The 18,915-nt window shown below is 67.7% G+C and carries 19 protein-coding genes; 4 read left to right on the top strand and 15 right to left on the bottom strand.

All coding sequences use genetic code 11. The features are described from left to right. Positions 1-28: 28 nt before the first annotated feature. The 7 genes from L0977_RS17320 to L0977_RS17290 form a co-directional block, all read right to left on the bottom strand. A complete protein-coding gene (locus L0977_RS17320; protein ID WP_234266110.1) occupies positions 29-1,321 on the bottom strand; it encodes a hypothetical protein in 1,293 nt (430 codons plus the stop codon). Then, a complete protein-coding gene (locus tag L0977_RS17315) occupies positions 1,318-1,797 on the bottom strand; it encodes a hypothetical protein (RefSeq protein WP_234266109.1) in 480 nt (159 codons plus the stop codon). Before L0977_RS17315 ends, L0977_RS17320 begins: the two co-directional genes overlap by 4 nt. A gap of 3 nt (positions 1,798-1,800) precedes the next feature. Next, the gene (locus L0977_RS17310; protein ID WP_234266108.1) at positions 1,801-2,700 is read right to left on the bottom strand and encodes a type II secretion system protein; all 900 of its coding nucleotides are present in this window, start codon (positions 2,698-2,700) and stop codon (positions 1,801-1,803) included. Positions 2,701-2,730: 30 nt separating this feature from the next. Further along, on the bottom strand, positions 2,731-3,543 hold the full coding sequence (locus L0977_RS17305) for a type II secretion system protein (protein ID WP_234266107.1): 813 nt from the start codon (positions 3,541-3,543) through the stop codon (positions 2,731-2,733). A 152-nt stretch (positions 3,544-3,695) separates the two neighbouring features. Next, positions 3,696-4,403 carry a response regulator transcription factor gene (locus L0977_RS17300; RefSeq protein WP_234266106.1) on the bottom strand — a complete coding sequence of 236 codons (708 nt, stop codon included), beginning with the start codon at positions 4,401-4,403 and terminating at the stop codon, positions 3,696-3,698. A 3-nt stretch (positions 4,404-4,406) separates the two neighbouring features. Next, the gene (locus L0977_RS17295) at positions 4,407-6,407 is read right to left on the bottom strand and encodes a sensor histidine kinase (protein WP_234266105.1); all 2,001 of its coding nucleotides are present in this window, start codon (positions 6,405-6,407) and stop codon (positions 4,407-4,409) included. Between the two features lie 155 nt (positions 6,408-6,562). Further along, entirely contained in the window at positions 6,563-7,225 is a 663-nt protein-coding gene (locus L0977_RS17290; RefSeq protein WP_234266140.1) for a DsbA family oxidoreductase, read from the bottom strand. Between the two features lie 108 nt (positions 7,226-7,333). On the opposite strand from L0977_RS17290, the gene aroE reads away from it, so the two are divergent. From aroE to aroQ, 4 genes are all read left to right on the top strand, one after another. Then, a complete protein-coding gene (aroE, locus tag L0977_RS17285) occupies positions 7,334-8,155 on the top strand; it encodes a shikimate dehydrogenase (protein ID WP_234266104.1) in 822 nt (273 codons plus the stop codon). Between the two features lie 205 nt (positions 8,156-8,360). Next, entirely contained in the window at positions 8,361-9,275 is a 915-nt protein-coding gene (locus L0977_RS17280; RefSeq protein WP_234266103.1) for an EamA family transporter, read from the top strand. 79 nt (positions 9,276-9,354) lie between these two features. Next, positions 9,355-10,245, top strand: coding sequence for a DMT family transporter (locus L0977_RS17275; RefSeq protein WP_234266102.1), 891 nt, complete (start codon positions 9,355-9,357; stop codon positions 10,243-10,245). Positions 10,246-10,313: 68 nt separating this feature from the next. Next, positions 10,314-10,778, top strand: a complete 465-nt coding sequence (aroQ, locus tag L0977_RS17270; RefSeq protein ID WP_234266101.1) for a type II 3-dehydroquinate dehydratase — start codon at positions 10,314-10,316, stop codon at positions 10,776-10,778. Positions 10,779-10,811: 33 nt separating this feature from the next. Here the strand turns inward: aroQ and L0977_RS17265 are convergent, their stop codons facing one another. From L0977_RS17265 to speB, 8 genes are all read right to left on the bottom strand, one after another. Beyond that, a complete protein-coding gene (locus L0977_RS17265; RefSeq protein ID WP_234266100.1) occupies positions 10,812-11,768 on the bottom strand; it encodes a 2-hydroxyacid dehydrogenase in 957 nt (318 codons plus the stop codon). A gap of 209 nt (positions 11,769-11,977) precedes the next feature. After that, a complete protein-coding gene (locus tag L0977_RS17260) occupies positions 11,978-12,739 on the bottom strand; it encodes a class II aldolase/adducin family protein (RefSeq protein ID WP_234266099.1) in 762 nt (253 codons plus the stop codon). Beyond that, positions 12,736-13,428, bottom strand: coding sequence for a cysteine hydrolase family protein (locus tag L0977_RS17255; RefSeq protein WP_234266098.1), 693 nt, complete (start codon positions 13,426-13,428; stop codon positions 12,736-12,738). The genes L0977_RS17260 and L0977_RS17255 overlap by 4 nt, the downstream gene beginning before the upstream one ends. 40 nt (positions 13,429-13,468) lie before the next feature. After that, the gene (locus tag L0977_RS17250) at positions 13,469-15,016 is read right to left on the bottom strand and encodes an amino acid ABC transporter permease/ATP-binding protein (protein ID WP_234266097.1); all 1,548 of its coding nucleotides are present in this window, start codon (positions 15,014-15,016) and stop codon (positions 13,469-13,471) included. 41 nt (positions 15,017-15,057) lie between these two features. Then, positions 15,058-15,867, bottom strand: a complete 810-nt coding sequence (locus L0977_RS17245) for an ABC transporter substrate-binding protein (RefSeq protein ID WP_234266096.1) — start codon at positions 15,865-15,867, stop codon at positions 15,058-15,060. Positions 15,868-15,924: 57 nt separating this feature from the next. Next, the gene (locus L0977_RS17240) at positions 15,925-16,989 is read right to left on the bottom strand and encodes an isopenicillin N synthase family dioxygenase (protein WP_234266095.1); all 1,065 of its coding nucleotides are present in this window, start codon (positions 16,987-16,989) and stop codon (positions 15,925-15,927) included. Between the two features lie 18 nt (positions 16,990-17,007). Beyond that, complete coding sequence (locus tag L0977_RS17235; protein WP_234266094.1) at positions 17,008-17,871, bottom strand: sugar phosphate isomerase/epimerase family protein; 864 nt, start codon at positions 17,869-17,871, stop codon at positions 17,008-17,010. Beyond that, a complete protein-coding gene (speB, locus tag L0977_RS17230) occupies positions 17,868-18,872 on the bottom strand; it encodes an agmatinase (RefSeq protein ID WP_234266093.1) in 1,005 nt (334 codons plus the stop codon). Before speB ends, L0977_RS17235 begins: the two co-directional genes overlap by 4 nt. Positions 18,873-18,915 lie beyond the last annotated feature (43 nt).

The following is an 18,915-nucleotide window of genomic DNA, read 5'->3' as shown; positions in this document are numbered from 1 at the left end:
GGCACTTCGGGAAGCACGCACCAGACAGTCAACTGTTTCTTCCTGGCACGACGGCCCTGAGGTAGTAGGCAAAGGCCCCGACAGAGCTGTCGAACGGCGCCGTGGATTCCGCTTGCCAGCCTTCGGCACGCAGCGCAGCCAGAAAGCGGCTCAATTCTTCGGGCGAGCCATCGGCCACCACCCCGTCGACCCGGAAACGCGCCGGGTTCGACGCATTCGCCTTGGTCAGTTGGAGGCGCTGTATCCGGACCGTCTCACCTGCGGCACGGCGCACGGTGCCCAACATGCGGAGGGGGTCGTGGATGACGGCAAAGCCCATCTGGCGGGCAAACACCACCTCGGGCGCCTCCATGCCGGCCACACCCGTCCCCGATACCTTGGCCACGCGCGCGCGCAGCGTCTCCAGTTCGGATTGCAGACCCTGCATGGACTGCTGCTCATCCCGCACCATGCCGAAAGCCACCCAGGCAAAGATGCCGAGCCCGACGGCCACGACCGCCACCATGGCCGCCAGCGGCATGACGTAACGCTCGCTCAACCAGGCCGCCCGCAGCAGCGGCGGCGCGGCCAGCGACTGGACCGACACCTTGCCCAGCCATTCGGGCAACACCGTGACCGGCTTGCGGTCGGTGTCCAGGCGGAAAGCTTCGTGCGGCAACAACTGGGCCTGCATCACCCCGGCTTCGCCGAGCTGCTGCACCAGTTCCTGCTCGTCGGCCAGCGCATCGCTGCGCACCGAAGCCCAGTCGCACGCGCCCTGCGCACCACGCCCGCCGGCCAGGCGCAACTGCGTAGCCAGTGTGCGCACGGGCACGACAAAATCGGAAGCCTCGCTGCCCATGGCGGCGGCCGAGGCGTAATACATCTTGCCTTCGTGCTCCCCATAGGCATGCAGTTGCTGTCCCGCACGGAGGATGAGGGGGCGGTCGCCGGCGCCACGCTCGGCGAGCATGCTGGCCAAGGGCACGACCAGGCAGTGATCGGGCTGCCGTGCGGCCCAAGCTTGGAATTCCTGCCAGAGCATCAACGGCACGGCCGTGTAGAGCGTCTGGCTGCTGTCCGCATGGCCGATCTGCCGGTGCACGAAGACATGCACCGGTCCGTCGATCACGCCTTCGGAACGCACGGTTTTTTCAATCTGGGCCGCCGCGTAGGCGGCCTTGCCCTTGCAGTACTGGACGCCGATCGCCGAATCGGCGAAATCCACCACCACCAGGGCTGTGCCCTGCAGTTGCGGCCAAGACTGCAGCTCGGTGACGCGGCCATTGGCAAACTGCCACCAGCCTTGCGCTGTCACGAGGAGAAACTGATCGGGCTTCATCGGGCACTCAGAGGGAAATAGACCACGCCCGACAACTCCACGTTGAAGCCCTTTTCGTTGGGCGCCGGCGCCGTAAACAGGCCGGCCGAGGGTGCTGTCACCGACACGTCAAAAAGATCGGCAGCAAACCATTGGCGGCCACCACCACCCAGTTGCTGCACCAGCAGTTGCTCGGCGTCCTGGCGGCTCAGCACCGAGGCCGAGCGCTGGATCCGGCGATTGGCCCACTGAGCGGGATCGACGCCAATCCGCTCGATCATGGTCTTCACGTCATCGGATTCACGCACGTAGCGTTCGCGCTGTTCCACCATCGGCAAAAGGTTACGGAGCTGTGACAGCTCCGTGCGGACCGAGGCGGTTTGCGCCCGGGCACGACCCAACTCGGCAATGGCCTGCATGGCCACCCAACAGGCCACCGCCAGAGCGGCGGTGGACAGGCCGAGAAGGGTCAGACGCCCACGGCGGGATGCGCTCATGGATTACTGATCCATGGACCAGTGAGCGGTCAGCAGCGTCACACGGTCTTCGTCGAACTGACGACCGCTGGCGGTAGCACCGCTCGGGTTGTCGGCGCCGATGGCCGTGGTGTCGTTGCTGCTGTGCCAGGTGCCACCGATGTTGCTGGCCACGGTGTTGTTGGCTTCCCAGGCGGTACCCGGTGCGTTGGCCTGATCGGCATTGGTGTGCGCAGCACGCCCCTGGATGCGGAAGCGGCCCTCACGCGAATCGGGCTTGCCATCGATCAGCTGGTCCAGGTAACGGGCGAGGTCGGGCGTCAGGCCACGCACCACCATCACGTTGCCGGCACCGCTGGTCGAACCTGCCAGGTTGAACTGGAAGCAAACCTGCACCTCGGTCGGGTTGCCATTGGTGTCCTGGTAGACATAACGGTCTTCGTGGCCTTCGCCACGCCCCGGGGGCAGACGCACACCATGACGGGACATCAGGTCGCGCAGCGACTGGGTGGCCAGCAGGGTGTCGCCCTGGCCGGTCTGGCCTTCGCGGTAACCCTGACCTTCGCAGATCTTCAGGCCTTTGTTCTCGAAGTTCTCGGGAATACCGGCCACATCCTGGGCACCGCCGCGCTGGCACGAATCGACGCCACCGATGCGGGTTTCTGCGCCGTTGACCATGTAGGTCGGTGCCTGCTGGCAGTCACCCACCACCGTGCCCGTGCGCTGGTAGTACTGGTCGTAGGCCATCTTCCACTGGTCCAGAAACTTGTTCGAGACCTTGTTGTATTCGGCATTGCGCTGCACATCCTTGCCGATGGCCACGGCGCCGATGATCAGCCCCACCACCGCCAGGACCAGGGCCAGCTCGATGAGCATGAAACCCGACTGGGGTGCTGCGCTGCGATAACGCTTGATGGTATTCATGGGTATGGGTTCCGTTGTGTGCGCCGAGAGTTACTGCGTCATCTTGTAGATGGCCACCACGGTATAGACCTGGTCTTCGTCGAAGTTGCGGCCCGCATCGGTCGCACCTTCCTGGATACCCAGCTTGTTGTTCTGGATCCATTCCAGACCCGGCGCATTGGCGACCGTGCCATCCACAGCCTGCTGGCGGAAGCGGCCTTCGCGGGCATCAGGCTTGCCGTCGATCATCTGGTCCAGCATGCGGGCCAGGTCGGGCGTCAGACCGGAAATGATCATCACGTTGCCGGAGCCATCCGATGCAGAGGGCGCATTCCACTGGAAGCACACCTGCACTTCTTGCGGGTTGCCGTTGGTGTCCAGATAGACATAACGGTCTTCGTAACCTTCGGCACGGCCAGGCGGCATACGCACGCCAGCGCGCGACATCTGGTCACGCAGGGTGGTGGCCGCCCCATCACGACCACCGGCCATGCCGGCACCTTCGGCCTTGTCGCAAACGCGGCCAGGCGCATCGGCGCCCGTCATGTCACCACCGGACAGCGGCGTGGACGTCGGCACGGAACCGTAGGTGGACCCATTGACCATCAGACGGGGAGCGATCTGGCTATCACCCACCACCACGCCGGTGCGCTGGTAGTGCTGGTTGTAGGCCTGTTCCCACTGGTCGACGAACTTGTTTTTGATCTTGGTGTACTCGGCATTACGCTGAACGTCTTTGCCGATGGCCATTGCACCGATGATCAGGCCGATAACGGCCAGCACCACGGACAACTCCACCAAAGTGAAACCGGATTGCCGTTGTCGGCCGAAACCAACGTGGGCGCGACGAAATGCATGCTTCATGAGCGACTCCATTACCAAGATGTAACGAAAAGAAGCATAGGAGCCACAAAAAGGCCAAATCTGTCACAACCTGTCACAGGCCAGTGACATTTACAAACATGAGGGTTAACCCTTATGTTCTACGCCACATCTGCCGAGGCCTGAGTGGCGTCTCAGGCGTCGAGTTGCAGCGTCGCGCTCAGCCGGTAGCCCCGGCCGCGGATACCTGTGATGGTTTCCTGGGGAAAACCACAGGTTTCGAGCTTGCGCCGAAGCCGCCGCACCAGGGAAAACAGCGCGTTGTGGTAATCCACTTCCTCGTCTTCATCTGCCCAGAGCAGTCGCCGCAGGGTGTCGTTTTCCACCACCGTGCCGTTGGACATGGCCAGCACATGCAGAAGCATGGTCTCCCGCGTGGTCAGCCGGCTGCTGTGGCCGTCTGCACCGGTGAGCAGGCCTTTGGCCACATCCAGGCGCGCGATCTGAGCCGGCTGCGTCCCGGCAGGCTGGGCCGCAGCCATGCGGGTGGCGACCGATTTGAGCGCCAGTTCCACCTCTTCCATCTCGGCCGGCTTGAGCAGGTAGGCGTCGGCCCCGGCGCGCCAGCCCAAGAGTCGGTCGGACGGCGAAAAGCGGCCCGAGAGCATGACGATGCCGATGCCAGGGTGTGTGGCCTTCACCCAGCGGGCGATGTCGATACCCGACTCATGCGGCAGGCCCACGTCGAGCAGCAGCACGTGCGGCACCCGCTCCACCAATTGCTGGCGCAGGGCCTGACCGCTGCTCACTGAGCGGACCCGCCAGTACCCCGTTTCGGCCAGGTACTCCACCAACGCATCGCGCAGGTTGACGAAGTCCTCGCACACCACCACATCCCACATCGTTCACACCTTGTCGTCCACCAGCGGCAGTATCAGCGAGAAACGGACTTGGTCGGCCCCTTCCACCCCGTATTGCACATCGCCACCCAACATCCGGGTCATACCCCGCACCCAGTAGAGCCCCAGTCCCGACCCCGAGAACTGGTGCGCGCCCGGCGCCCGGTAATACTTGCTGAAAAGCCGCTCCGGATCGGGCATGCCCACGTCTCCCACGCGATTGGTCACCGTCACCGCCAGACAGCGTCCTGCCCCCTCGCCCTCGGTCACGCCGGTTTCCCTGAGCTGCGCATCGAGCACCACCGGGGTGTCGGCCAGCGAATACTTCAGGGCGTTGTCCACCAGGTTGCAGATCATCATCTCCAGCACCAGGCGCCCCCCGATGACACGCTCCTCGGCCCAGGTGGACGCTTCAGGATCGGCGACCATCCCCCGCAGTTGCACCCGCTCCTGCTCGGCCTCACGCGCATGCACCAGACCGAACAGCGTCCCCATCCGCGTGACACCGTGCGCCACCTGCGGTGATCGCGCCGGCTCATGCCGCAGGGAATGTTCCATTTCGCTGACCGCTTGCACCTGCTGCAGAACCCCCCGCATCTGTCCCACCGACTCCTCGATGCGGCGCACGTTGCGGCTCAGGCCATCGTGCTCGGTTTCTTCGGGAACCAGCGCACGCAGCTTGCGTTGCAGGCTGCCCACGGCCACCGCAATCACCGCCAGCGGCGAGCGCATCTCGTGCATGAGCATGCCGAAGAAATGCCCTTCTTCCTCCCGCTGGCGTCGCTCCATCGCCACCTGCTCCTGACTCACGAGCAGGGCACGCCGGGCCTCGCCCTGTTCGCGCGCCAACAGGGTGTTGTGCCGCAGCAGGGCCAGGTGCAACACCACAGCGGTCAGCAGGTTGATGAACACGCCCGGATAGAGCTGCATGAAGTTCGCCGAAAGCCAGCCCAGGTGCGACAACCCCAGCAGCACAAAGAACATGGTGGTGCTCAACAGGTTCAGACGCAGCAGGTTGCGCATGAAGCTGTCCTGGCACTGCAGCACCGCCAGCGCCGCCACGCCCAGGAACACCACGAAACCCACCGTCAGCGCATACAGCCGCAGGGCCGCCTCGATCTGGCCCGAGAGCACCATCACCAGTTGCAGGGCCAGCACCCCGAGCGCGACCGATTGCAGCACCAGCAGCCACCGGGGCATGCCGTACTGTTCATAGAACAGCCGGTAGAACAGCGTGCCGAGGAAAAACTGGACGAAGCCGCACACCAGCGACAACATGTCGGCGACAGCCGGCTGGCGATCCAGGAAGAACTGGCTGGCCAGGCCGAAGTAGACAAACATGGTCACCAGCGTCGCCAGTTGGAACAGCGCATTGACGGCCCAGTAGCGGTCCCGGTAGACCACCGCCGACAGCGCCGAAGCCAGCCCCAGCACCAGCACGGCGCCGCAGTACACCCCCACACTGGCCAGCGTCAGCGCGTTTTCCCGCGTGGCGTCGTCGGCTTCGAGCATGCGCACACGCAGGCTGTGCGCATTGCGCGTCTGCACGCGCACCAGCACCACTTCACCGTCCTCCAGCCAGGCGTCGGCAGCAAACGCAAGGTCCTTGCGGCTTCGGTCAGCGAAAGCGAACCGGTCGCCCTGCTGCTCCACGCGCCACCCCGAAGGCTGGGAACTGTCGGGCAGGTAGAAACGGACGTTGTCCAGGTAGCTGGGCTGCACCGACACCACCAGGTGACGAAACAGCGTGTCTGGCGGTGCCACCAGCCGGAACCAGCGCGCCGACGACGAATACCCCAAAGCCATCTGCGAGGGCATGGGCTCAAACTGCTGGGGGTCCAGCGCCGCGATTTCCTCCACCCCCATGCGCGCACTGGTATCGGTATAGAGCGCCACGGGCGCGAGGCTGCCCGGGCCATCCAGCCAGCGCGAGAGCTGGAAGTACAGAAAGACCAGCACCACCGACACCAGCGCCCCCAACAGGACAATGGTCAGCCCTTCCGGCAACGAAGGTAGCCTCCCCCGGGGATCGGGCAAGGCATGGCTGGGAGCGGCTGGGGAGTCGTCAGATCGCATACAAAAGCAATAGCGCTGCGATTAGACAACGAATCCCGCTGCGCGCGTGAACAACCGCACGCAGCGGACCGGCGCGCTGCGGCCAATCAGCCTTGGGCGGCGATCTGGCGCAGTGCCTGCTCGAAGACCTCGGCCGGCTGGCCACCGGCGATCAGGTGGCGTTCGTTGACGATGACGGCCGGCACGGAAGTGATGCCGGCGCGGGTGAAGAACTGCTCGCGCTCGCGCACCTCGGCGGCGAACTCGTCGCTGGCCAGCACCGCCTGCGCCTGTGCGTCATCCAACCCGGCCTGCCGCACGCAAGCCACCAGGACCGCAGGATCGGCCGGGCTCTCGGCGCGGCCATGGTGGGCTTCCATCAGCGCCTTCTTCAGCGCGTGCTGCTGGCCGGGCTCACCCTCGGCCTCGGCCCAGCACAGCAGTCGGTGGGCATTGAAGGTGTTCCAGATGCGGCCACGGCCTTCGCGGTTGAACGCAAACCCGGCCGCCGCACCGCGTTCGCGGATGGTTTCGCGGATCTGTGCCTGCTGCGCGGCGGTGCTGCCGTACTTGCGCGTCAGGTGTTCGCCCACGTCCTCACCCTCGGGCGCCATCTGCGGGTTCAGTTCGAAAGGCTGGAAGTGCAATTCGGCCGTGATGTCGGGCTGCACTTGCTCCAGCGCCCGCTCCAGGCCAGCCAGGCCAATGGCGCACCAGGGGCAGGAGACATCGGACACGAAGTCGATTTTGAGGGTCTGGGGTGTGGTCATGCGGGCATGGTAGTCCTGCCACCATGCCCGCACCCGGGCCGGGGCCTTGGCGCCGCGCCGTTGGAGGACAATCACACGCTTTGCGCTGCCCGTCCACTGCCTTCCCCCATGACCGACCGTTACGCCGTCATCGGCAACCCCATCGCCCACAGCAAGTCGCCCCTGATCCATGGTCTGTTCGCGCAGACCACCGGACAGGACCTCACCTACACCGCCCTGGAGGGCCCGCTCGATGGCTTTGCCGAGGCGGTGCGCAGCTTCATCGCGGCCGGCGGCCGTGGCATGAACGTCACCCTGCCCTTCAAGCTGCAGGCGTTCGAGATCGCCACCGACCCCATGGAGTCGGCCCGGCTGGCCGGCGCGGTCAACGCGCTCAAGTTCGAGGGCGACCGCATCTGGGCGCAGAACTTCGACGGACTCGGCCTGGTCAACGACATCCAGCGCAACCTGGGCGTGTCGCTGACGGGCAAACGGGTGCTGATCTGCGGCGCCGGCGGCGCCACGCGCGGCGCCATCCTGCCGATTGCGCAGCAGAAGCCCGCACTCATCGCCATCGCCAACCGCAGCGCCGACAAGGCGCACGCCCTCAAGACCGACTTCGCGGCCCACACCCCGCTGCAGACCGGCGGCTATGCCGACCTGGCCGGTGAACGCTTCGACGTCGTGCTCAACGCCACCTCCACCGGCCTGTCGCAGGCCGAGTTGCCACTGCCCCCGAGCGTGTTCACGCCCGACGCCCTGGCCTACGAGCTGGTTTATGGCAAGGGTCTCACGCCCTTCCTGAAACAGGCCCGCGCCGCGGGCGTGGCGCAGTGCGTCGACGGTGTGGGCATGCTGGTGGAACAGGCGGCCGAAGCCTTCGCCTGGTGGCGCGGCGTGCGCCCCGACACCCGACCGGTGATCGAGCACCTGACGGTGCCGCTGGTGTGAAAAAGAACGGGGCCCCCACGCTCCACCGCTGCGCGGGTCGCTGCCCCCCGAGGGGGCTGACCTCGCCTTGGGGCGGCCCGGTGGCGGGGTCGGAGGCCCCCACCCTCCGCCGCTTCGTGGGTCGATCATGTCAAGTGGGCATCATTCCCGCGCAGGCGGGAATCCCGTCCTGGCCTCTCCACCATCCCCTCCACCGGGACACCTGATGACGGCACCGACCCGCTGGGCCCAGGCCCTGCCCCTGCTCGCCGTGCTCGGCTCCGTCACGGCGCTGGGCATCGGCACCTCGCAGGCCAAACAGCTGTTTCCGGTCGTCGGCTCGCTGGGCACCAGCGCGCTGCGCCTGGGGTTTTCGGCCCTGCTGATGCTGCTCATCTGGCGCCCCTGGCGCTGGAAGCTGTCGCGCGCCGACCGCTGGTCGCTGCTGCGTTACGGCATCGCACTGGGCGGCATGAACCTGTTGTTCTACCAGTCGCTGCGCACCATTCCTTTCGGCGTCGCCGTGGCGATCGAGTTCTCGGGGCCGCTGGCCGTGGCCCTGTTCGGCCTGCGCCGGCGCACCGACCTGCTCTGGTTGGCCCTGGCCGTGGCCGGATTGTTGCTGCTGCTCCCGTTTGCGGGCCACGGCGAGCGGCTCGACCCGGTCGGTGTCGGCTACGCGCTGGCAGCCGCCGTCTGCTGGGCGGCCTACATCGTCTTCGGCAAGCGGGTCGATCACCTGCATGCCGGCCATTCGGTGGCGCTGGGTCTGTCGGTCGCCGCGCTGACGGTCGTGCCCATCGGGGTCTGGCACGCCGGCACCGCCCTGCTCGACCCGCAGGTGCTGCTGTTCGGGCTGGGTGTGGCGGCGGTCTCCAGCGCCATCCCGATCTCGCTGGAGATGATGGCCCTCAAGCGCCTGCCCTCTTCCGCCTTCGGCATCATGATCAGCATGGAACCCGCCGTGGCCGCACTGCTGGGCCTGCTGGTGCTGCACGAACAGCTCAGCGCCACCCAGTGGCTGGCCATCGGCTGCACCATGGCGGCGGCCGTGGGCTGCTCCCTCACCAGCCGCCCCGCCAGCCCCGCGCCGGACCGCGTGCCGCCCCAGCCACCGACCATCACCCCGGGGTCCACCTGATGCCCCGCTGCCGCCTGCGCGACACCGAAGCGACAGGCACCCCATCGCCTACCTTCCGCCGACCCGGCAGAATCCGTCCGTGAAAACCCGTCATTTCGCCCAGATCGTGGGCCTTTCAGCGCTGTGGGGCGCCTCGTTTCCGCTGCTGCGGGTGGCCGCACCCGAACTCGGCCCCTGGATGCTGGCGGGCGCACGGGTCACCCTGGCCACGCTCACCCTGGCGGTCATCATGCGCGTTTTGCGCCACCAGTGGCCCTGGCAGGAATGGCGCCTGCTGGGTCTGCTCAGCCTGCTCACGGTGGTGCTGCCGTTCGTGCTGTTTTCCTGGGCGGCGCTGCGCCTGCCGGCCGGCTACAGCGCCCTGCTCAACACCACGGCGGTGTTGTTCGGCACGCTGTCGGCCGCCTGGTTCAAGGAAGACACGCTCACCCGGCGCAAGCTGCTGGGCTGCCTGTGTGGAGCGCTGGGCGTGGGCCTGATCGTGCAACTCGGCCCGGTACCGATCAATGCCAACACCCTGTCCGCCGCCCTGGCCTGCGTGGGCGCCGCCGCCTGCTACGGCTTTGCCACGCCGCTGATGAAGCGCCTGACCCAGCGGCTGGAGCCGCTGTCGCTGGCGGCCGGCATCCACCTGATGGCGATGGTGGTGATCCTCCCCGGCGCCCTGCTGAGCTGGCCGCAGGCACGCTTCACCGCAGGCGGGTTCGCTGCCGTGACGGTGCTGGGCGTGCTGACCTCGGGCCTGGCCTACTGGGTGCACCTGCGCATCATCCGGCAGGTGCCGCCGGTGGCGGCCATGAGCCCGGTGTTCCTCATTCCGGTGTTCGGCGTCACCTGGGGCCACCTGTTCCTGGGCGAAGCGTTGTCTTCAGGCATCTTTGCCGGCGGTGCGCTGGTGCTGGCCGCCACCGCACTGGTGACGGGCTTCAACCCCCTGCGCTCGCGCCCCGTGGCCGGGCCCGCGCCCTGAAACGGGCCGCCTCCACGCCGCGTGGCAGCGTTTATCCTATGCGCCCGACGCCTCCGACCCGCCCTGCCATGACCCGCAAAATCCTGATCCTCAACGGCCCCAACCTCAACCTGCTGGGTATGCGCGAGCCCGCCCAGTACGGCCACACCACGCTGGCCGACGTCGAAGCCTTCTGCAAGGCCCATGGCGAGAAGCTCGGCTACGCCGTCGAGTGCTTCCAGAGCAACTGGGAGGGCGCGCTGCTGGACAAGATCCACGAATACGGCCAGCTTTTCAAGGCCGGTGAGGTGCTCGGCGTGGTGATCAACCCCGGCGCGCTCACCCACACCTCCATCGCCCTGCACGACGCCATCAAGGGCGTCGACCCCATGCCCGTGATCGAGTGCCACATCTCCAATGTGCACGCGCGCGAGGCCTTCCGCCACCACTCTTGGGTCTCCCCGGCCGCCGCCGGCATCGTCATCGGCTTCGGCGTCGACGGCTACCTCGTCGCCATCGACGGCTTGGTGCGCAAGTGCGCGCCCAAGGCCTGACCCGCGGGGCTGGCCACCCCACCGGCCGGCGCCTCAGTAGCCGCTGAGGCGGTCCACCGCGTTTGCCGGCGCCCGCCCGGCCATCACGCGGGCCGTGTCCGCCACGATCTGCCGGGCGATCACTTCGGGTGACGCCGACGAAGCCATGTGCGGCGTGACCAGCACACCCGGTGCGTCCCACAGCGGGCTTTCGGGTGGCAGCGGCTCGTGTTCGAACACGTCCAGCACGGCGCCACGCAGGTGCCCGCGGTGCACGGCATCGAGCAGGTCGGGCACCACCACCTGTTCACCCCGCCCACAGTTGACGAAGGCCGCCCCCGGTTTGAGCCGCTCGAACCAGCGGGCATTGCACAGGCCACGCGTCTCGGGCGTGAGCGGCAGCAGCGACACCACCACGTCCAGCGGCCGCAGGAATTCGGGCAGTTCGCGGTGGCCCGCCCAGGTGCAGACACCCGGCAGCGTGCGTGGACGGCGCGACCAGCCACTGACCCGGAAACCGTGCGCGGCCAGCGCCAGGGCCACTTCGGCGCCCATGGCCCCCAGGCCCATGACCCCCACATGGGTGCGTTGGGCGGGCCGTTGCGGTGGCATGTGCCACTGGCGCCGCGCCTGTTGTGCCTGCACACGGTCCAGCCCGCGGTGGTAATACAGCGCGGCCCACAGCACGAACTCGGCCATGCCACGCGCCTGCTCCGCGTCAACGATGCGGGTCACCGGCACGGCCGGCGGCAGCGCGGGATCGCGCAGCAGGTGCTCCACCCCCGCCCCGATCGAGGCCAGCAGGCGCAGCGCCGGCAATCGCGCCGGCAGGCCCGCGGGCACGAACCAGCCCGCCACCGCCACCACCGACGCCAGCTCCGCCTCGCTCGTCTGCGGCGACCACAGCGCCACCCGCAAGCCCGGACACAACGCTGCCGCGGCAGCCTCGAAAGGCGCCACCAGATCGCTCAGATCATCGGTTTCGCTGCAAACCAGCAAGGTAGGAGGCATGGCTGAAGACAAAGGCATTTCGGCAGATTCAGAGACTCGCAAGGATGCACGGAACACAAGCCCCCAAACCCTCACGCCTACGAGGGGAAGTCAGGCTACAGGGCACCGTGGAACCGGCTCCGCCGGGCCACAGGTGCCGTCCCCCTGCCCAGCGCCGCCCAGCGGCGCGCCAGAGCGGGGGGAAGCCGCGCCAGCGGCGCAGGGGGGTGTCACCACTGATATTCGGGCTGCGTGCGCTCCAGCTCCCGCAGCCAGGCCGCCCAGACGATCTGCCGCTCGTGCTCGACCCCGCGGAACTGCTTGCGCACGTAGCTGCTGACGGCCGGTGGAATGCGGGTCACCGGGCCGGCGATCGACGCCAGTTGCGCAGCGGCGAGCTGGATCTCGCAGGCCTTGTTCAGGTAGTACATGATGCAGAACGCATCGGCGACGGTGGCGCCCACGCTGAGCAGGCCATGGTGGCGCAGGATCAGCGCCATGTTCTCGCCCAGCGCGGTCTGGATGCGCGAGCGCTCTTCCAGGTTGAAGGCCACGCCTTCGTAGGCATGGAAACCCACCGACTGGTAGAACTCGGCCGAAATCTGGTTGAGCTGCAGCAGGCCCTGCTCGCATGCGGCCACCGCCATGCCGGGCACCGTGTGCGTGTGGATGACGCAGTGCGCGTCGGCGCGGGCACTGTGCACGGCGCTGTGGATGGTGAAGCCGGCCGGGTTCATGGGCGCCGAGCCCTCGACCACCTCACCGTCCAGGTCCACCACGATCAGGTCGCTGGCGCGGATCTCGTTGAACATCAGCCCGAATGGGTTGAGCAGGAAACGCTCCTTGCCGCGCCGGGCGCCCTTGCCCGCCGGCAGGCGCACCGAAAAGTGCGTGTAGAGCGTGTCGTCCCAGCCGAAACGCGCGGCCAGGCGGTAGGCTGCGGCCAGATCGCGCCGCAGGGCGGCCTCGTCGGCCTTGGTCATCGCTGTCATGAAATCTCCCGGGAAAGGGGATGGGCCACCCCGGCGGGCAGGCTGCCGAGCGCCTGCAGCACCGCGGCCGAATCGGCCAGGCAGCCCCACACGCCAAACTCCACCGTCACCATGTGCAAGGCGGCTTCGTGCGCGTAGGGATCGCCGCTGGCGCAGGCGTCGGCGATGGTCAGGCACTGGAAGTTGCGGTCGCAGGCGTCGCGCAGCGTGGTGTGCACGCACACGTCGGTGGTGCAGCCACTGAACATCAGGTGCGTGATGCCCTGGGCGCGCAGGATGTGTTCGAAGTCGGTGTAGGTGAAGGCGCTGTTGCAGGTCTTGTCGACGACGATGTCCTCGTCGCGCACATCGAGCTCGGGGATGATGGGAAAGCCCGGGCTGTCGCGCAGCAGCACCCCTTCGAGACCACGCTGCGCGCGCCGCCACTTTTCGTAAGGCGTCATGTCGGCCCGGTCGGCCCGGTAGCCCTGGCGCGTGTGGATGATGCACACGCCCGCCGCGCGGCAGGCGTCGATGAGCCGCGCCACCACCGCAATGATGGCGCGCAGCGGTGCGGGATCGTAGCCCTGGCGGGCAAAGTAGCCGTCGGGCGACAGAAAGTCGCGCTGCATGTCGATCACGACCAGCGCGGTGGCCGCCGGGTCAAAGCGCCCGTCGTAGGGAAAGGCAAAGGGTTGGGCAGGAATCACAGCGGTGCTCGACAGAAGGGGCTGGCGGTAAAGGGGGCGCTCAGGCTCCGGCGGCCGTTGCCGGCTCCAGACCCATGAAGCGGCGCACGCGCGCCACCGCATCGCCCGCCTCGGCGGTGGGCTGGCGCAGGTGCGCCGGCGGCACGTCGACCTGCAGCAGGCCGTTTTCCATGAACACGATGCGGTCGGAGATCTGCAGCGCGAATTCCATCTCGTGCGTGACGATCAGCATCGTCATGCCCTCGGCGGCCAGATCCTGGATCACCTTGAGCACCTCGCCCACGAGTTCGGGGTCGAGCGCCGAGGTCGGTTCGTCGAACAGCATCACGTCGGGCCGCAGCGCCAGCGCCCGCGCGATGGCCACGCGCTGCTGCTGCCCGCCCGAGAGCTGGTGCGGGTATTTGTGGGCGTGGGCCAGCAGGCCCACCTTGTCGAGCAGGCGCAGCGCCGTGCCCCGCTGCTCGACCGTGCCGCCCTGGCCGTGCAGGCCCGGCGCGAGCAGGATGTTCTGCAGCACCGTCAGGTGCGGGAACAGGTTGAAGCCCTGGAACACCATGCCGATGCGGCGAATGCCCTGGCGCACCCGCGCCGCGTCCTGCGGTGCGGCGCCTTGGAGGTAGCTCTCGCCAAACAGCACGATCTCGCCCTGGTCCAGGCTTTCGAGCGCGTTGACGGTGCGGATCAGCGAGGTCTTGCCCGAACCGGAGGGGCCAATGATGCTGATCACGTCGCCAGCCTGCACCGTCAGGTCCACACCCTTGAGCACCTGGTGCGTGCCGTAGGCCTTGTGGATGTTCTGCAGTTGCAGCGCGGGCGGCGCGCCCGTGCCCTTGCCGGCCGGCGTCGCCGCCGGCGCCACCCAGAGACCGGCGCGCAGCGCAGCCTGTGCCCCGTCGTCGAGCGTGCCGGGCTTGCGGCGTTGCAGGTCCAGCCGGCGTTCCAGCGCGTTCAGCCCGGCGCCGAACACGGTGACGATGACCACGTAATACACCGCCACGGCCAGCAGGGTTTCCAGGATCAGGAAGTTCTGCGTGTACAGGCGCTGCCCGGTGAGCAGCAGCTCGGGCAGCGAGATCACCGACACCAGCGAGGTGAGCTTGATGATGGTGACGAATTCGTTGATGAGCGACGGCAGCGCGATGCGGAAGGCCTGCGGCAGCACGATGCGCGTCTGCGTCGCGAACCAGCCCAGCCCCAGCGCATGGCCGGCCTCGCGCTGCCCCCTGGCCACCGACAGCAGGCCGCCGCGGTGGATTTCGGCCATGTAGGCGGCTTCGGTCATCACCATGCCGACCAGGCCGGCCAGAAAGGGAACGCCCAGCACCACGCCGGTGGCCGGCACGATCTGCGGCAGGTTGTAGACGAACACCAGCAGCACCAGCAGCGGCACACTGCGGAAGAACCAGATGTAGGCCTTGGCCGGCCAGCGCAGCCAGAACAGGCGCGAGGCTTCGGCCTGGGCCAGGCCGAAGCCCAGCACCAGGCCCAGCAGCCACGACAGCGAGCCCAGCGCGATGACCGTGACGCAGGCGCGGTAGAACGCCCCCATGGAAAAGAGCGAGAAGAAATAGGACCAGTCCAGTTCCATCGTGGGGTTCCTGCGCCTGCGTGGGGGGCTTGCGGAAAGGCTTACTTGACCGGGGACAGGTCGTACTTCTTGATCAGCGCGTCGTATTCACCGGTCTTCTTGATCGCGACCATCGCGTCCTGGAAGGCCTTGAGCAGCGCGGTGTTGCCCTTCTTCACGTACAGACCCAGGGTCTGCGGGTAGACCAGGTCGGGCGAGCTGATGGCCATGCGGCCCTTGGTGCGCTCGACGATCATCTTGGCGGCACCGGCGATTTCCATCTGCGCGTCGACGTTGCGCGCCATCACGGCCTGCGACACCTCGGGCGCGGTGGGGAACTCCATCACGTTGACCGCTGCCTTGCCGGCGCTCTTGCAGTAGTCGCTGGACAGCGTCTGCAGTTGTTTGACCCAGGCCGTGCCGGCCTGCAGGCCGACCTTGAGGCCGCACAGGTCCTTTTCGGTCTTGGGCTGGACCTTGCTGTCCTTGGCCACCAGTATGAGCGCGCCGGTGTTGGCGTAGGGCACGGCGTCGGCCTGGGCCAGACGTTCGTTGGTCACGTACAGGCCGGACACCACGGCGTCGTGCTGGTTGGCGGCCAGGCCGGGCACGAGGTTGATGAACTTGGTGTCCACCAGCGTGTGCTTGAGCTTCATCTCGCGCGTCAGCAGCGCGGTCAGGTCGGGGTCGAAGCCGACGATCTTGTCACCGTCGTAGGACTCGAAGGGCGGGTACGTGGCTTCCAGCGCCACCTTGAGCGAGCCGGGCACCAGCGTCTGCGCCTGGGCGCCAGCCAGCACGCCGGCGCCCAGCAAGGCGGCCAGGCCGGCGCGCGCGCCGGTACGAAAAACGGAAGCGATCAGTGGGGACATGGCGGAAACTCCTGGAGGGGATGGAAAAGGAACGGGAGAGGGAAACCGGGGTGCGACTCAGGCGGCCGGGGCCGCCAGCGTCTTGAACTGGCCGAAGCTGGTGGTGCTGCGGGCGTGGGCGGGCAGTTGCAGCTCACCGCTGGCGACCTTGGCGCGCAGGTAGCGGTAGGTCTGCAGCGCCATGCTCCACATGTGCTCGCCGATGGCGATGTCGGCGTACTGCGCGGCCTTGCTGCCGTCGGGGTCGAACGCGGGCAGCGGCTCGATCCGGGTGGCGTAGTCGCAGGCGAAGAACAGCGGGAACGAATAGCGCTCGGTCTTGACCTTGCGTACCCGGTGCGTGGTGGCGACGAAGGCGCCGGCGGTCATCACTTCGAGCATGTCGCCCACGTTGATCACGTACAGCTCTTCGCCGTCGATGGTCAGCGGCGGGGCGTCGACCCAGCGGCCCTGGTCGTTGAGCACTTCGAGCCCGGCCTGATCGGCCAGCAGCAGCGTGAAGCACTCGTAGTCGGTGTGGGCGCCGATGCCTGGGGTGTCTTCGGCGCTCGGGTCCACCGGGTAGTGGATCAGGCGCAGCTTGGACGGCGGGCAGCTCACGTATGGTTCAAAGGCATCCTCGGGCTGGCCGAGGGCCAGGGCAAAACCGCCCATGAGCTTGCGGCCGAGTGCAAAGATGCTTTCGTAATAGGCCGCCACGGCTTCGCGGAAGCCCGGCAGATCGGGCCATTTGTTGCCGCCGATCAGCGGCTGGCCGGCCTGCACGAAGGGGTGGTCGTCGGCGGCCTCGAAACCGATGTCGAACGCTTCCTTGTGGTCGGGCTTGCCGGTGCCGTAGATCTCTTCGCCTTCGGGCACGAAGCCCTTGTGGCCGCGGCCCTTGCCGATGTGGTAGCCCATCTTCCAGTCGAATGCCTGGGCAAAGAGCTGTTCGGCCGCGCGGCGCAGGCCGGCGATTTTTTCCGCAGGAATGCCGTGGCCCTTCACATAGAAGAAGCCGACGTGGCGCGCGGCATGGCCGAGCTGTTCGGCCACGGCCTGGCGGTCGGCCAGATCGGCGCTGAACAGCCCGCGGATGTCGATGATGGGCAGGGATTCGAAGTTGGCGGTCGCGTGGGGCATGGTGGGGCGTGGCGAAGATCAGGAAACGGAAGTGGCGGCATGGGTGGCCTGCCAGCGTGCAAAGTGTTCGGCCTCGGTGCGGGTCATCCACTGGTTGAGCGCCCACACGTCGGCAATCGGGGCCTGCGTGAACGGCAGCCTGTGCGTGTAGCCATCGGGGCCGAACTCGGGCGTGAGCGTGGTCACTTCGCAGCCCCGCGCGCGCTGCGCGGCCCACACGCGCTCCCACACGCCCTGGTGGAAAGCCAGTTCGCGGGCGTATTCGGGCGCGGCCGGGTGCGGCACCTGCGGCCCCTGGTCGTAGCCCACGCGGGCCTGCACGTGGTGCACCCGTTCGATGAAGGGCGTGAGGTCGTCGGCCGGGTCGTCGAGCAGGCGCTCGCACACCACCACCCAGTGGCTGATGTCGGCGGTGAATCGCAACTGCGGCAACTGGGCGATCACCTCCAGCGCCACCCAGGGGCTGTACAGCGAGGTGGCGCGGTGGATCTCGAAGCTGCACACCGCACCGGCCGCGTCGGCCAGTTCCTGTGCGCGGCCGAAGAATTCCACCTGCTTCGCCAGCGGCCAGCGGTCGTTGCCCGGCAACACGTTCAGAAAACGCGCGCCCACGTCCCGGGCGCCGTCGATGCTGGCAGCCAGCCGGTCCCAGTGTTGCTGCAGCGTCCAGTCCTGGCGAGGCACCACGTCGCCGCCGGTGAACACCACGGCGATGTATTCCAGCGCTTCCTGGCGCAGGTTCTGGCGCAGCGCGCGCTGGGCAAAGGTGTCGCTGGGCAGGCGCGCTTCCACGCCCACGCAGCCGATCTGGCGCAACTGGGCGGCGCACTGGCCCCAGTCGCCCTGCCATCCCCAGAGAGAGCGGAACAGTTCGAGCTTCATGCGGCGCCCCCCTCCACCGCGGCGGCCGGCAGCCGGCCGCGGTTGGCGTGCGCGTCCGCCAGCAGGCACAGCAGCTCGAACGCCATGGTGGCGCCCACCAGCGCGGTGACGCCGCCCACATCGAATGGCGGGCTGACCTCCACCACGTCGGCACCGACCAGGTTCAGCCCCTGCAAGCCGCGCAGCAGGTGCTGGGCCTGCAGCGTGGTCATGCCGCCGATCTCGGGCGTGCCGGTGCCGGGGGCGTAACACGGGTCCAGGCAGTCGACATCGAAGCTGATGTAGCTGGGCGCGTCGCCAACGATGGCGCGCGCCTCGGCCAGCAGGTCTTCGGTCGAGCGGGCCGCCACCTCTTCCATCGGGATCACGCGGATGCCCGCAGCCAGGGCGAAGTCGAGGTCGGCAGGGTCGTAGACCGATCCGCGGATGCCGATCTGCACCGTGCGCTTCGGGTCCAGCAGGCCCTCTTCCACCGCGCGGCGGAACGGCGTGCCGTGGGTGTATTTCTGGCCGCCGAAGTAGCTGTCGTTGGTGTCGGAATGGGCGTCGAAGTGCACCATGCCCAGCGCGGTCCCGCGGGCGATGCCCCGGAACACCGGCAGCGTGATCAGGTGGTCACCGCCGACCGACAGCGGCCGCACACCGGCTTCGCTGACGCGGCGGTAGAAGGCCTCGATGGCCGCCAGGCCGATTTCGATGCCCGAGGGCGGCAAGGCCACGTCGCCCAGATCGGCCACGCGCGCCAGGTCGTAGGGCGCGATGCGGCTGACGTGGTGCACCTTGCGCATCAGCGCCGACTGGTTGCGCACCTCGCGTGGGCCGTGGCGGGCGCCGGCGCGGTTGGTCGTGCCGGCGTCCCAGGGAATGCCCAGCAGAGCGATGTCCACCTCGGCGATCTGCGCCATGTCGAGCATGGGCAGGCGCATGAAGGTCGGCAGGCCCGCGTAGCGCGGCAGTTGCGCCGCGTCCTGGGGCTGGAAGAAGGAAGGATCGAGGGGCATATCGAATGACCAGGTGTACCGAGCGAAATGTCTTGATCAGGTG

It is taken from the genome of Hydrogenophaga sp. NFH-34 (assembly GCF_021401345.1).
Lineage (GTDB): Bacteria > Pseudomonadota > Gammaproteobacteria > Burkholderiales > Burkholderiaceae_C > Hydrogenophaga > Hydrogenophaga electricum.
This window is presented reverse-complemented; position numbering and strand designations above follow the sequence as displayed.

Bases quoted from the DNA above. Each gene is read 5' to 3' on its own strand.
- L0977_RS17300 (WP_234266106.1), bottom strand. From the start codon at position 4,403: ATGTGGGATGTGGTGGTGTGCGAGGACTTCGTCAACCTGCGCGATGCG.
- L0977_RS17260 (WP_234266099.1), bottom strand. From the start codon at position 12,739: ATGACAGCGATGACCAAGGCCGACGAGGCCGCCCTGCGGCGCGATCTG.
- L0977_RS17310 (WP_234266108.1), bottom strand. From the start codon at position 2,700: ATGAATACCATCAAGCGTTATCGCAGCGCAGCACCCCAGTCGGGTTTC.
- L0977_RS17250 (WP_234266097.1), bottom strand. From the start codon at position 15,016: ATGGAACTGGACTGGTCCTATTTCTTCTCGCTCTTTTCCATGGGGGCG.
- L0977_RS17265 (WP_234266100.1), bottom strand. From the start codon at position 11,768: ATGCCTCCTACCTTGCTGGTTTGCAGCGAAACCGATGATCTGAGCGAT.
- L0977_RS17240 (WP_234266095.1), bottom strand. From the start codon at position 16,989: ATGCCCCACGCGACCGCCAACTTCGAATCCCTGCCCATCATCGACATC.
- aroE (WP_234266104.1), top strand. From the start codon at position 7,334: ATGACCGACCGTTACGCCGTCATCGGCAACCCCATCGCCCACAGCAAG.
- L0977_RS17315 (WP_234266109.1), bottom strand. From the start codon at position 1,797: ATGAGCGCATCCCGCCGTGGGCGTCTGACCCTTCTCGGCCTGTCCACC.
- L0977_RS17280 (WP_234266103.1), top strand. From the start codon at position 8,361: ATGACGGCACCGACCCGCTGGGCCCAGGCCCTGCCCCTGCTCGCCGTG.
- L0977_RS17320 (WP_234266110.1), bottom strand. From the start codon at position 1,321: ATGAAGCCCGATCAGTTTCTCCTCGTGACAGCGCAAGGCTGGTGGCAG.
- speB (WP_234266093.1), bottom strand. From the start codon at position 18,872: ATGCCCCTCGATCCTTCCTTCTTCCAGCCCCAGGACGCGGCGCAACTG.
- L0977_RS17305 (WP_234266107.1), bottom strand. From the start codon at position 3,543: ATGAAGCATGCATTTCGTCGCGCCCACGTTGGTTTCGGCCGACAACGG.
- aroQ (WP_234266101.1), top strand. From the start codon at position 10,314: ATGACCCGCAAAATCCTGATCCTCAACGGCCCCAACCTCAACCTGCTG.
- L0977_RS17290 (WP_234266140.1), bottom strand. From the start codon at position 7,225: ATGACCACACCCCAGACCCTCAAAATCGACTTCGTGTCCGATGTCTCC.
- L0977_RS17245 (WP_234266096.1), bottom strand. From the start codon at position 15,867: ATGTCCCCACTGATCGCTTCCGTTTTTCGTACCGGCGCGCGCGCCGGC.
- L0977_RS17235 (WP_234266094.1), bottom strand. From the start codon at position 17,871: ATGAAGCTCGAACTGTTCCGCTCTCTCTGGGGATGGCAGGGCGACTGG.